Annotated in this window: 12 protein-coding genes, 1 tRNA gene and 1 pseudogene; 11 read left to right on the top strand and 3 right to left on the bottom strand. The window is 67.3% G+C overall.

Annotated elements, in window-relative coordinates; genetic code table 11:
* Positions 1 to 17 precede the first annotated feature (17 nt).
* The 3 genes from NA11_RS13140 to NA11_RS13130 all read left to right on the top strand — a co-directional run bounded on the left by NA11_RS13140 (position 18) and on the right by NA11_RS13130 (position 2,303).
* Positions 18 to 90: transfer RNA gene (locus NA11_RS13140), tRNA-Lys, on the top strand.
* A 297-nt stretch (positions 91 to 387) separates the two neighbouring features.
* Positions 388 to 978 (top strand): DUF937 domain-containing protein, encoded by a 591-nt coding sequence (locus NA11_RS13135; RefSeq protein ID WP_069162142.1) that lies wholly within the window; start codon positions 388 to 390, stop codon positions 976 to 978.
* A 353-nt stretch (positions 979 to 1,331) separates the two neighbouring features.
* Positions 1,332 to 2,303, top strand: a complete 972-nt coding sequence (locus tag NA11_RS13130; protein ID WP_069162141.1) for an acyl-ACP desaturase — start codon at positions 1,332 to 1,334, stop codon at positions 2,301 to 2,303.
* A gap of 161 nt (positions 2,304 to 2,464) precedes the next feature.
* Here NA11_RS13130 and NA11_RS13125 read toward each other — a convergent pair whose 3' ends face one another.
* Positions 2,465 to 3,115, bottom strand: coding sequence for a hypothetical protein (locus NA11_RS13125; protein WP_245745855.1), 651 nt, complete (start codon positions 3,113 to 3,115; stop codon positions 2,465 to 2,467).
* A gap of 149 nt (positions 3,116 to 3,264) precedes the next feature.
* Between NA11_RS13125 and NA11_RS13120 the strand changes: the two genes are divergently transcribed.
* Positions 3,265 to 4,410, top strand: coding sequence for an acyl-CoA dehydrogenase family protein (locus tag NA11_RS13120; protein WP_069162140.1), 1,146 nt, complete (start codon positions 3,265 to 3,267; stop codon positions 4,408 to 4,410).
* A gap of 186 nt (positions 4,411 to 4,596) precedes the next feature.
* Entirely contained in the window at positions 4,597 to 5,487 is an 891-nt protein-coding gene (locus NA11_RS13115; protein ID WP_069162139.1) for an SDR family oxidoreductase, read from the top strand.
* Between the two features lie 3 nt (positions 5,488 to 5,490).
* Here NA11_RS13115 and NA11_RS13110 read toward each other — a convergent pair whose 3' ends face one another.
* Positions 5,491 to 6,543, bottom strand: a complete 1,053-nt coding sequence (locus NA11_RS13110; protein ID WP_167837632.1) for an AraC family transcriptional regulator — start codon at positions 6,541 to 6,543, stop codon at positions 5,491 to 5,493.
* Between the two features lie 146 nt (positions 6,544 to 6,689).
* On the opposite strand from NA11_RS13110, the gene NA11_RS13105 reads away from it, so the two are divergent.
* From NA11_RS13105 to NA11_RS13090, 4 genes are read left to right on the top strand one after another with little or no spacing between them, the layout of a single operon-like run.
* The gene (locus NA11_RS13105) at positions 6,690 to 7,577 is read left to right on the top strand and encodes a MaoC/PaaZ C-terminal domain-containing protein (RefSeq protein ID WP_245745854.1); all 888 of its coding nucleotides are present in this window, start codon (positions 6,690 to 6,692) and stop codon (positions 7,575 to 7,577) included.
* A complete protein-coding gene (locus tag NA11_RS13100) occupies positions 7,574 to 8,773 on the top strand; it encodes a lipid-transfer protein (RefSeq protein ID WP_069162138.1) in 1,200 nt (399 codons plus the stop codon). Before NA11_RS13105 ends, NA11_RS13100 begins: the two co-directional genes overlap by 4 nt.
* 17 nt (positions 8,774 to 8,790) lie before the next feature.
* Positions 8,791 to 9,225 (top strand): type II toxin-antitoxin system Rv0910 family toxin, encoded by a 435-nt coding sequence (locus NA11_RS13095; protein ID WP_069162137.1) that lies wholly within the window; start codon positions 8,791 to 8,793, stop codon positions 9,223 to 9,225.
* Positions 9,226 to 9,251: 26 nt separating this feature from the next.
* Positions 9,252 to 10,130 (top strand): SDR family oxidoreductase, encoded by an 879-nt coding sequence (locus tag NA11_RS13090; protein WP_069162136.1) that lies wholly within the window; start codon positions 9,252 to 9,254, stop codon positions 10,128 to 10,130.
* 103 nt (positions 10,131 to 10,233) lie between these two features.
* On the opposite strand, the gene NA11_RS13085 is transcribed toward NA11_RS13090, so the two are convergent.
* Positions 10,234 to 11,052 (bottom strand): LLM class F420-dependent oxidoreductase, encoded by an 819-nt coding sequence (locus NA11_RS13085; RefSeq protein WP_069162135.1) that lies wholly within the window; start codon positions 11,050 to 11,052, stop codon positions 10,234 to 10,236.
* A 177-nt stretch (positions 11,053 to 11,229) separates the two neighbouring features.
* Here NA11_RS13085 and dusB point away from each other — a divergent pair, with 177 nt between their 5' ends.
* Both dusB and NA11_RS13075 read left to right on the top strand, forming a co-directional pair.
* Positions 11,230 to 12,372 carry a tRNA dihydrouridine synthase DusB gene (dusB, locus tag NA11_RS13080; RefSeq protein ID WP_069162134.1) on the top strand — a complete coding sequence of 381 codons (1,143 nt, stop codon included), beginning with the start codon at positions 11,230 to 11,232 and terminating at the stop codon, positions 12,370 to 12,372.
* 312 nt (positions 12,373 to 12,684) lie between these two features.
* Positions 12,685 to 12,954: pseudogene (locus NA11_RS13075) on the top strand (LCP family protein); the annotation flags it as partial.

The raw sequence follows: 12,954 nt of genomic DNA, 5'->3' as shown, positions 1-12,954 counted from the left end.
CTACACTGACCCACCGCGCCCCTATAGCTCAGTTGGTAGAGCTACGGACTTTTAATCCGCAGGTCGTAGGTTCGAGCCCTACTGGGGGCACAGCGTCGGGCGCCCGGTTTCCCGGGCGCCCGAACCTGTTTCCGCAGCGTGCGGCTCCCGTTTTCGCGGTGGACTCGCCGCGTGCACAAGGCACCTATATGCCAGCCCGTCCTCGAGGTCCATACTGACAACGCGCCCCGGCGCGCGGGATCGAAACACCACACTCCATCCGGGCATTCCCTACTGTGCGCGAACTGAAGACACAGTGCGCCGCGCGCGACGGAGCCGAGCGCCAGCGAGGCGACGTCGAGCGCGACACGGGCAATCCCGGGTCATCCCCTCGACAAGGCGGAGCTGATGACTTCCTTCGATGATTTGCTCTCCCAAGTACCGATCGCCCAGATCGCCACGAAGCTCGGCGTCGACGAGAAAACCGCGACGACCGCGGTCCAGGCCGCACTGCCGACCCTGCTCGGCGGGTTGCAGGCCAACGCAACCAAGCCGGAGGGCGCCGCAGGCCTCGTCGGCGCCTTGGACAACCACGGTGACCTCGTCGAAGGCGAAGGCCAGGTCGACATCGACAAGGTCGACGTCAAGGACGGCTCGAAGATCGTCGAGAACGTCTTCGGCACCGAGAAGAACACCGTGATCAGCGCGCTCGGCGCGACCGAAGGCACCGGCGGCAACGATCTGATCGCCAAGCTGATGCCCATCCTCGCCCCGATCGTGCTCGCCTACCTGGCCAAGCAGATGACCGGCGGTGGCGGCAACGCGACACCGACACAGCCGCAATCCGGTGGCGGTGGCATCGGCGACGTGCTCGGCGGACTGCTCAACGGCAGCGGCAAGAGCGGCGGCATCGGCGGAGCCATCGGCGAAGCGCTGGCCAAGAACGCCGGTGGCGCGCTGGGGAACGTGCTCGGCGGCCTGTTCGGCGGAAAGCGCTGACGACCGGCCAGCTGCCATTTCGACCCCGGGTGTGCGGGCTCGCGCCGACGCGGCCCGCAAACGCCCGATATGGCCTCGCGCCTTCGCGACGCGCCCGTGCTGTGCGATCAAGCACGTCGTGCTAACACTCTTCGGCCCGCAGCGATAGACCACTCGCTGCGGGCCGAAGCCATACACTCGAAGGTGGTCGCCGAACGCCAACGAGGGCGTATGACGTGCATCACGGGGCGCCAAGGTCATTCGGATGCGTTTCGTATCACACCTACGGTGCCGTAAGGTATGGCCGCACGGCAACGGTCTACCGTGGGGGGATGACCTGCTCGACCGGACGCACAGACTGAAGGGTTCATTACATGGCAAGGGATCTGACTCAACTCGAGCTTCTGACGGAGTTGGAGCCGGTTGCCGAAGAAAACGTCAACCGGCACCTCTCCCTGGCAAAGGAATGGCATCCGCACGACTATGTCCCGTGGGACGAAGGCCGCAATTTCGCCGCACTCGGGGGTATCGACTGGGATCCGGAACAGTCCCGCCTGAACGAGGTCGCGAAAGCGGCAATGGTCACCAATCTCCTGACCGAAGACAACCTGCCCTCGTATCACCGTGAGATTGCCGAAAACTTTTCGCAGGACGGCGCGTGGGGCACCTGGGTCGGTCGCTGGACCGCCGAGGAGAACCGGCACGGCATCGTGATGCGCGACTACCTGCTGGTCACCCGCGCCGTCGACCCGGTCGCTCTCGAAGAGGCCAGGATGATCCACATGACCAACGGCTTCGCGTCCCCGACCGAGGCCGACGCGGGCATCCTGCACTCCGTCGCGTACGTGACCTTCCAGGAGCTGGCCACCCGGGTCAGCCACCGCAACACCGGCAAGGTGTGCGACGACCCGATCGCCGACCGCATGTTGCAGCGGGTCGCCGCCGACGAGAACTTGCACATGATCTTCTATCGCAACGTGTGTGGCGCGGCCCTAGATCTGGCCCCCGACCAGGCGATCGAGGCCGTCACGCTGATCCTGGAGAACTTCCAGATGCCCGGCGCAGGCATGCCGAACTTCCGCCGCAACGGCGTCCTGATGGCCAAGCACGGCATCTACGACCTGCGCCAGCACCTCGAGGAAGTGGTGCAGCCGGTGCTGAAGAAGTGGAACGTCTTCGAGCGCAACGACTTCACCGCGCGCGGTGAGGCCTGCCGCGAGCGGCTCGCCGCGTACATCGACAAGCTCGGCAAGGACGTGCTCAAGTTCGAGGAGCAGCGCGACCGGATGCTCGCCCGCGAGGCCGCCAAGGCCGAACGCCAGATGGCAGGCAGCACCGCGAGCTGAGCTCGCCCCATACCCCGACGCGCCGCCACCCGGATTCCGGGTGGCGGCGCGTTTATCTTCGGCTAACCCCGAGTCCAGCTATTTCGGGTTCGAAGGTTTATTGCGTCGAACATTTCTTTCAGTGCACACCGCGGCAAAGTCCGCCGCAGTTCGACGGACGGTTACTTCAACGGAAGTGCGCCGTCGATCCCGCCGACATCGGTGATCTTCCAGTCGGCGCTCTTGTCCATCGTGACGTTGTACGTCGCGACGGTCTGGGTGCCTTCCGGATTCTGCGCGGTCGTACTGCTCACATTGACGAACACATTCACCTTGTAGACGTTGCCCTGTGCGGAAACGACCTTGGCGCTGATCGGCGTCGCGGTCGAGGTCCACTTCAGCGGAACCAGAATCTGTTCGAGCTTGGAACCCACCGCGTCGTACTTGTTCGCCAACTGCGGGGTGGTATTCGACCTGAGCCTGCCCACCCACCCATTGATGTCCTGGTAGTTCAGGGTGGCAGCACCGACCGCGTAATCGGTGGATATCTGCTCGGCCTTCCGATCGTCCTCGGCCCGCGCATTTCGGTCGGCGATATCGCTGCGCGCCGACCAGAGAAACCCGGCGAGCACGCAGACCGCCACGGCGAGTACACCGATCGCCACGGCTTGAATCACTGTGGATACCCGGATCGACACCGTTCCCGGACGTGCGGCCTTCGGCTCGGCGTCCGCTTTCCGGGATGTCGATTCCGTGCTGCCCCCCGGCTCCGGCGCGGTGCCGGTCGTCTTGTCGTCGCTCCCCGATTCCGTCTCTTCGATCCGTTCGGCCATTCGTCCTCTCCGATGCTGGTGGGTGGCCTCAGGCTAGGCGAGAGCGCTGCGGTCATGGGATTCGGGCGGCTCGGTCCTTCCCGCACGACCTGCCGGTTCCTACGGTGAGGGCACGACGACGGCGTCGGATGCGAAAGGGATGGGCGAACATGGCGAAGCACCGCTCACGGTGGATGGATGCGGAGATGGACGCGCTGGCCGAGCTGTCGCGCGATTTCTTCAGCAAGGAGTGCGCTCCGCACGAGGAGCGCTGGGGTCAGCAGCAGCACATCGACCGCGAGGTCTGGTTACGGGCGGGTGAGCTCGGCCTGCTGTGCCCGAGCATCCCGGAGGAGTACGGCGGAGGCGGCGGGGACTTCCGGCACGACGCGGTGATCACCATCGAGCAGGTGCGCGCGCTGGCCCCCAGCTTCGGCGGACCCGTGCACAGCACGATCATCGCGCACTACATCGCGAATTACGGCACCGACGAGCAGAAGAAGAGCTGGCTGCCCAAGCTGGCGTCGGGCGAGATCGTCGCGGCGATCGCGATGACCGAGCCGGGCACCGGCTCGGATCTGCAGGCGATCCGCACCACCGCGACCGTGCATGGCGACGAGTATGTGGTCAACGGCGCCAAGACGTTCATCTCCAACGGCTACCTCGCCGATCTGGTGCTGGTGGTCGCCAAGACGAACGAGCAGGGCGGCGCGGGCGGGCTCTCGCTGATCGGAGTGGAGACCAGCCGCGCCGGATTCCGGCGCGGGCGCAATCTGCACAAGATCGGCCAGCACGGGCAGGACACCTGCGAGCTGTTCTTCGACGAGGTGCGGGTGCCGCGCGCGAACCTGCTCGGCGAGGCCGAGAACATGGGCTTCATCCAGCTGATGCAGCAGCTGGCACAGGAGCGGCTGATCATCGCGGTGACCGCGATGGCGACGATGGAGAAGACAGTCGAGCTGACGCTGGACTACACCAAGGAGCGAACCGCCTTCGGCAAGCCGCTTTTCGCGTTCCAGAACACCAAATTCACCCTCGCCGAATGCGATACGGCGGTGACCGTCGGCTGGAGCTTCCTCGACGACTGCATCGAGAAGCACGTCGCGGGTGACCTGGACATCCCCACCGCGGCCAAGGCCAAGCTGTGGCTGTCCGATCAGCAGAACATCCTGGCGGACCGGTGTTTACAGCTGTTCGGCGGCTACGGCTACATGGCCGAGTATCCGATCGCGCGGATCTTCACCGACTCGCGGATCCAGAAAATCTACGGCGGCACCAACGAGATCATGAAGGAGATCATCGCGCGCGGACTGTGATCCGACTCCACCACATCGTGATGGGCGAATCCGCCGACGCGCAGGCCTGTTGCGTCGACACTGGAGCAGTGCGGCGCACCAGGCCGGCGGCTCTGTTCGGCTGCGGATGACCGATCCCGACCGGCCGCACCCGATCGAGGCCGACCGGCAGCACTCGATCGACGCCGAAACAGGAAGGCCGAGAACATGACCAGTGCACCGAAGGACGGCCCCGCGCTCACCGGACAGGTCGTCGCGATCACGGGCGGCGCCCGCGGCATCGGCAAGGCCACCGCTGAGGCGTTCCTCGGCGCCGGCGCCGCGGTCGCGATCGGCGACATCGATGTGGAGCTAGTCGCCAAGACCGCGGCCGAGCTCGGCGCCGACCCGGACGCGAAGATCATCGGACTTCCGCTGAACGTCACCGACCGCGCGTCGTTCGCCGCGTTCCTCGACGCCCTCGAAAAGGAGCTCGGCCCACTGGATGTGCTCGTGAACAACGCGGGCATCATGCCGACCGGGCTGTTCGCCGACGAGGACGAGGCGATGACCGACCGGATCGTCGACATCAACCTGCGTGCGGTGATCACCGGTTCGCGGCTGGCCACCAAACGCTTCCTGGCGCGCGCCAAGGCAGCAGGGGCGGATCAGCGCAACGGGCACCTCATCAACATCGCGTCCCTCGCAGGCACCCAAGGCTTTCCGGGGCTGGCCACCTACTGCGCGACCAAGCACGCGGTGATCGGTTTCACCTCGGCGCTGCATCTGGAGTTGAAGGAACACGGCATCCGGGTCTCGGCGGTGCTGCCAGGCATCGTGCGCACCGAGCTGTCCGCCGGTGCGAACATGCCGAGCTGGATCGAGCCGATGACCACCGTCGATCCCGAGGATGTCGCACAGGCGATCGTGCGGACCGTGGTACAGGACAAGCCGTTGGTGACGGTGCCGCGCCGACTGTCCGCGATCATCAAGTCCGCGCAGTTCCTGCCCTACCGTGCCCAGCTGTTCGTCGCGCGAAAGACCGGGGCGACAACGGCATACGCGCAGCCCGATCCCGAGATCAGGGAGAAGTACCACCGCCGCGTTCGCGACCTGTAGGGGTCAGCTGTCCGGGACGACCCGGCGATAGGAGCCGGGCGGGCTACCGGTCCAGCGGCGGAACGCACGCCGGAAGGCGCTCGGTTCGGAGAAGCCGAGCCGGGCCGAGAGCGCCTCGACCGTCTCGTCGCCGCGCACCAGGCTGGCCACCGCCGCGTCACGCAGGATGTCCTCGCGGATCTGGGTGATCGAGGTGCCTTCTTCACCGAGCTTGCGGCGCACCGTCTGTGGGCTCATGGCCAGTCGCTTGGCGACCTCGTCCGCGGTCGGCCAGCGCTCACCTGTCCCGGCCGCTCCTCGGTCGCCGCCGAGTCCGCGCGCGAGGATCTTGCGCACCTGTTCGGCGAGCGACGTTCCGTAGTCGCGCCGGGACAGTACGTCGACCGGTGCGTTGCGCGTCCACTCGATCAGGTCGTCTTCGGTGCGCGTCAGCGGCGCGGCGAGGAGTTCGGTGTCGAACGTGATGGCCGCGGTGGCCGCGTCGAAGACCAGCGGGGCAGCGAACACCAGGTCGTAGTCGTCGATATTGCGCGGTCGCTGATACGGAAATTCCACCTGGTGCAAGGCAACTCGGCGACCGATGCCCCAGGACACGATCCGGTGCATCGCGGCGAGCAGGAAGACGGTGAGCAGTTCCTCTCCCGCCACGAACACACTGGTGTCGAGGGTGGCCCTGGTGCGTCCGCCAGTACTGGTGACCGCCGTCGGCGGCAAGCCGGGTAGTAGGCGCTGATATTCGCCGAAGCGTCGGATCGCCGCGCCGAGATCGGGGCAGGCGACGAGGCCGAAGCCGACCAGCCGGATCGAACCGCGCGGGACAGGGGCCGGACCGAGGCCGAACAGCTCGTCGTCGCTGATCCGCCACAGCTCCCGCACGGTGGCGGCCATCTGGTCGACGGTCACCCGCGCCCGATCCTGCCCGAGCAGCTCCGGTGCGACGCCGACGCTGTGCAACAGCTGCTCGATGTCGACGCCCTGGCGCTGGGCGGTGGCGACGGCGGAGCGCACGAAGTCGATCGGCACCGTCCTTGCCGCCACCCCGACCTCCTGCGTCACTGGTCGAGGCGAACCTACCAGGCCGGATGAGGTGAGCGCGGCGGTCACGGAACGAGCGCAGCGCGGTCATCCCGGCCGCGCCCGCCGATTCCTAGCGTTGATGCGGTAGGCAACGACGCCGACCAGGGAGGACAGGTGTGATACCAGTGAGCGACGGATCCGACTTCCGCCCCGAACGGTTGGGCGTCTGGGGCGGGCAGGAGATGTTCACGGCGGATCGGGCACGCACGATCGCGTATGCGGCGGCGACCAACGATCCGATCCGGCAGCACACCGACGGTGTCTATGCGCCACCGGTTTTCGCGGTCGTGCCGATCATGGTGCCGATGGCCGACGCCGCGATGTCGGTGGTGCCCGACGACCTGATGTTGCGGATCCTGCACGGCGAGCACGACTTCCGTTTCCATCGGCCGATCCAGCCGGGTGAGACGCTCGAGGTGCGGGCAAGGCCGATCGGCATCGAGGGCAAATCCTCGGGCGTGGTGGTCACCGCGCACATCGAGACGCACAGCCGGGACGCGGGCGACCTCGTCAACGAACAGTTCTTCGTGGGCTTCTTCCGCGGCGGTGTCTTCGACGGCAGGCGTGGCGAGCCGAGTCCGGCGCACGGATTCGATGAGCAGCTGCGGGCACGCGAACCGGACTTCACCATGGCGCACACCTTCGACGCGGACCAGACCTTTCGCTACGCCGACGCGGCGGGCGATCCGATGCCGATTCACCTCGACGACGATTTCGCCAAGGCGATGGGCTTGCCCGGCATCATCATCCACGGCCTGTGCACCATCGCGATGCTGTCGCACGGGCTGATCACCCGCGTCAGCCCGGACGACCCGGCCAGGCTCAAACGGCTTGCGGTGCGGTTGAGTTCACCCGCCTTTCCCGGACAGACCGTCACCACCGCGGTGTGGGCAACCAGCAGCCACGACGGGCGCGACCGCTATCTCTTCGAAACCTGGTCCGACAGCGACAAATTCGTCATCAAGGACGGGCTCGCGGAGTTCGAACAACCAGTGGACAAGGAATCGATATGAGCAACAGGGTTTTCGTCATCGGTGTCGGCATGACGAAGTTCGAGAAGCCCGGCCGCCGCGCGGACTGGGACTATCCGGCGATGGCGCGGGAGTCCGGCGGCAACGCGCTTGCCGACGCGGGCATCCGCTACGACCAGGTCCAGGAAGCGTATGTCGGCTACGTCTACGGCGATTCGACCAGCGGGCAACGCGCCATCTACGAGCTCGGGCTGACCGGGCTGCCGGTGGTCAATGTCAACAACAACTGCTCCACCGGAACCTCGGCGCTGTACTTGGCCGCCAGGGCGATTCGCGGCGGCCTTGCCGACTGCGCCATGGCCCTCGGCTTCGAGAAGATGCAATCCGGTTCGCTGCAAGCCGGTTACAACGATCGGGAACAGCCGCTGCTGCGCCACATCGAGGCGCTGGCCCAGTTGCGGGACTTCGCGATGCCGGTGGCGCCGTGGATGTTCGGCGCGGCGGGCCTCGAGCACACGGAGCAGTACGGCTCCACCCCTGCGCATTTCGCCAAGATCGCCGAGAAGAACCACCGGCATTCGGCGAACAATCCGTACGCGCAGTTCCGCGACGTGTACACGCTCGACGAGATCAACGCCGCGAAAATGGTGTACGAGCCGCTCGGCCTGACCCGGCTGCAGTGCTCACCGACCTCGGACGGGTCCGGCGCCGCGGTGCTGGCCAGCGAACGCTTCGTCGACGAGCACGACCTCGCCGACCGGGCGGTCGAGATCGTCGGCCAGGCGATGGTGAGCGACCTCGAATCCACCTTCGCCACGAAGACCGCGCGCTCGCTGGTCGGCGTCGACATGACCGCCGCCGCGGCCCGAAAGGTGTACGAGCAGGCCGAGATCGGACCCGACGACCTCGATGTCATCGAACTGCACGACTGCTTCTCGCCCAACGAGCTGCTCACCTACGAGGCGCTCGGCCTGTGCGGCGAGGGCGATGGCCACAAGCTCGTCGATGCCGAGGACACCACCTACGGCGGCCGCTGGGTGGTCAATCCGTCCGGCGGTCTGATCTCCAAGGGCCACCCTCTCGGCGCCACCGGCCTCGCCCAATGTGCCGAACTCACCTGGCAATTGCGCGGTGCAGCCGAGGCTCGTCAGGTCGACGGCGCGAAAGTCGCACTCGCCCACAACATCGGCCTCGGCGGCGCGGCATTCGTCACCGCCTACCGGCCTGCCCAACGCTGAAGAAAAGGAGAACCGCTATGGCACAGGCCAAGGTTTCCAAGGAGTTTCCGGTCGCACAGGAGAAGGTGTGGGCGGTGCTGTCCGACCCGAGCCGCTTCGAGGAGTGGCTGACCGTGCACACCAAGTGGAAAGAGCAGCCGCCTGCGCAGCTGTCCACCGGCGCCACCATGACCGAGGTGCTCACCATCATGGGGATGGCCAACACCATCACCTTCACCGTCGAGGAGTACGACGCCCCGAACTCGACGAAGTTCTCCGGCACCGGAATGGCCGGGGCGCAGATCAGCTTCACGCTCACCGTCGCGCCGGCCGGCGCGGCAGGCGCACTGGTCACCATCGACGCCGAGTTCGTCAGCCAGATGATGGTCGGCGCCATCGGCGCCGCGGTCGAGCGCGCCGCCACCAAGGAACTCGACGCCTCCCTCACCAACCTCGCCGGTCTGCTCGCCTGACCGCTCCCCTCTTCGAAAGGAACGACATGGGTTCGCTGGACGGACGCGTCGCCATCATCACCGGCGCAGGCCGCGGCATCGGCAGGGCACACGCGCTGCTGCTGGCCGCCGAAGGCGCCGCCGTCGTGGTCAACGACCTCGGCGGCGACAACGAGGGCAGCGGCGCCGACGCCGGGCCCGCACAGCAGGTGGTCGAGGAGATCATCGCCGCGGGCGGGCGCGCGGTCGCTGACACCGCGAACATCGCCGAATGGGCCGGCGCGCAAGGCCTGGTCGAGCGGGCGATCAGCACCTTCGGCGGGCTGGACGTCCTGGTCAACAACGCAGGCATCCTGCGGGACGCGTTCATCGCCACCATGGATGAGGCGCAATGGGATTCGGTGATCGCGGTACACCTCAAGGGCCATTTCGCAGTGCTGCACCACGCTGCCGCGTACTGGAAGGACCAGTCGAAGGCAGGCAAACAGGTCGCCGCCTCGGTGATCAACACCGCCTCCGCGTCCGGCACGTTCATGCCCAACCCCGGCCAGGCGAACTACGGCGCGGCAAAGGCGGGGATCGCGGCGATGACTCAAGTGGCCGCGCTCGAGCTCGAGCGATACGGCGTGCGCGCCAACGCGATTGCTCCGGTCGCCAGGACCCGGCTCACCCTGGCGACCCCTGGCATGGGCGCGATGTTCGCCGAGGAGGTGCCCGATGGCGAGTTCGATGCCTTTGCCCCGGAAAACATTTCGCCCATCGTCGGCTACCTCGCGCAGGAGAAGTGCCCGATCACCGGCAAGGTGTTCGCGGTGCAGGGCGGCGCGATCTCGGTGCTCAACGGCTGGACCGCCGCACAGACCATCGAGACGGCCGGTCCGTGGGAACTGGCCGACCTGGCCGACCGGCTTCCCGAACTCGGCTGAGCCTCGGTCGGGTGAATCCGGCTGCGGGGGTGCCGGATTCCGTATGCTCACTCAGCCTCGGTGTGGGCCGGTCGACGGATGAGCCGCGACCGGCCCGCGCCTGCTATCCGAGGTACTGATCGGCCACCTTCGCGAATTCGTCGAGCGCGGTGAGCGATTCCGCTTCCGGGCGAGTCGGCAGGAAGAACGTCACGCGTTCCACCCCCGCCTCGGCGTAGGCGTCGATGAGGGCAGGGTCGGGCGCGATGCCGACGGAGACAGGCAGATCGTGTCCGTCGAGCAGCGCGAGCTGCGCAGGCACCTCCGCCGGATCGGACACCCCGCCGGGTATCCAGCCGAAACCGTGCCGGATCGCTCGCTTGGCCGCAGCCTCCCCGCCGCCGACGAAGATCGGCGGATGCGGCCGCTGCACCGGCTTCGGCCAGGCGTATATCGGATCGAAATCGATGAAGCGGCCGTGGTATTCGGCCAGATCGTTGGTCCAGATCGCCAGGATGGCCTCGAGCTGTTCGTCCAGCAGTGCGCCGCGGGTGCGTGGGTCGGTGCCGTGATTGGCCATCTCCTCGCGGTTCCAGCCTGCGCCGACCCCGAAGACGACGCGCCCGTTGGAGATCAGGTCGAGAGTGGCGACCTCCTTGGCCGTGTGGATCAGGTCACGCTGGATGAGCAAGGTGACCCCGGTCCCCAGGATCAGCCGCTGAGTCACCGCCGCGACGGCACTGAGTGCGACGAACGGATCCAGCGTGCGGAAGTACGGCCTCGGCAGCTCACCGCCGTCCGGATACGGGGTCTGTCTGCTAGCCGGAATGTGGGAATGCTCAGCGAGGAAGAGTGATTCGAACCCGCGATCTTCCAACGCGAGGCCGAGCCGCGGTCCGCTGATCCCCTCGTCGGTCAGGAACGTGCTGATACCGATCTTCATACGAAGCCGAACCCAGGCCCGCTGCCCGGATATTCCGCCGTGGCGTGTCATCGGCGCGTCGTGCGAAGGGGCAGACCCGCCCGCATGGCTCAACGGATGGACACCGAGGCGAGCTGCCGGAGCAGCGACCCCGGCAGGCTCCTTACGTGCGGAAATGAGACACTGGACGGCGTGACGATGACTTCCGAGGCGACGACCAGCTTGCGGATCGGGCCGTATCCGGTCGATCCTGCGGTGGTGCTCGCGCCGATGGCGGGCATCACGAACCTGGCGTTCCGCAAGCTGTGCCGCGAATTCGGCAGCCCGACCTCGATCTATGTCTGCGAGATGATCACCGCGCGGGCGGTGGTCGAGCGCAACGAGAAAACGCTGGACATGATGTCGTTCGACGCGGACGAGTCGCCGCGATCGATGCAGCTCTACGGCGTAGACCCGGCCACGCTCGGCGAGGCCGTGCGGATCATCGTCGGCGAGGGCATGGCCGATCACATCGACATGAACTTCGGCTGCCCGGTACCGAAGGTCACCCGGCTCGGCGGCGGTGCCGCGCTGCCCTACAAGCGCGAGCTGTTCCGCCAGATCGTGCGCGCCATGGTGCGCGCGGCCGAACCGGCGGGCGTGCCGGTGACGGTGAAGTTCCGCATCGGCATCGATGACGAGCACCTGACCTACCTCGACGCAGGCCGCATCGCGGAAGCCGAAGGCGCGCAAGCGGTTGCGCTGCACGCAAGGACCGCGGCGCAGCGCTACTCGGGCCAGGCCGACTGGACGGCCATCGCGCGGCTGAAGGAAGCGGTCACCACGATCCCGGTGCTCGGCAACGGCGATATCTTCTCCGCCGCCGACGCGGTGCGGATGATGGACGAAACCGGCTGTGACGGAGTCGTTGTCGGCCGCGGCTGCCTCGGCCGCCCCTGGCTGTTCGCCGAAATCCAAGCGGCGCTGCGCGGCCAACCGCTGCCCGAGGCGCCGGATCTCGGCCGCGTCGGCGAGGTGCTGTACCGGCACGGCGCGCTGCTCGCCGAACTTCTCGGCGAAGACAAGGCCATGCGCGACCTACGCAAGCACATGGCCTGGTATCTGATGGGCTTCCCGGTCGGCGCCGAGCTGCGCAGAGCGTTCGCGACGGTATCGCACCTCACCGAGTTGGAAGACCTTGTCGGGCAGCTCGATCCGACGGCCCCGTTCCCCAGAGACGCCGAGGGCCCGCGCGGCAGACAGGGCTCCCCCGGCAAGGTCGCGCTACCGCACGGCTGGCTCGACGACCCGGAGGACCCCGCCGTCCCGCACGGCGCCGACGTGATGCACAGCGGCGGCTGAGGGCGCGCACGGCAGCGGCTGCCGGTGCCGAGCGGTCGGCGCGACCGCAGCCCGCAGCACTGCTACCGAGGCCTGCACAGTGGAGGCTCGAAATGCGCGGCGCAGCCGAGAATGCCGGAGGGCGAGCGCGACTCGCCGGTGGTCGATAACCAGGCATCGCGCCCGCGAACTGGGTATCCAAAAGGACACTGTGGCCTATTCGATTTCAGACTCGTGTGGCTCGCCGTGGCGGAATCGTTATCATTGCGGAATCGGTCATGCCGGTCGAGTCAGGCCCGAGGCGGCGACGAAGACGAAAAGCGAGGTTCGTTGGTGGGTGACGATCGGCACGGGCATTTGCCACGGCCCGGAGGTCGCGCCCCGTGGGAGCGCTATCCCACGGCGGAGAACACCGAACGAGACGGCTCCCGGTCGTCTCGGCGCTCCCGCCATACCGAGGCGACCGACGACCCCGGCGCCGCACCGCTCACGGTGCAGGATCTCGTCGAGAAGGTCGACAACGAGCGCACCGGCCGTCGCTCCCGGCGTTCCGCCGCACCCGAGCCGGGACACACCGCGCGGCGCCCCGATGCGGCACCGCCC

This window comes from Nocardia altamirensis NBRC 108246 (assembly GCF_001612685.1).
GTDB lineage: Bacteria > Actinomycetota > Actinomycetes > Mycobacteriales > Mycobacteriaceae > Nocardia > Nocardia altamirensis.
Note: the sequence above shows the minus strand (reverse complement) of the source record. Positions and strands in the feature narration are given on the sequence as shown.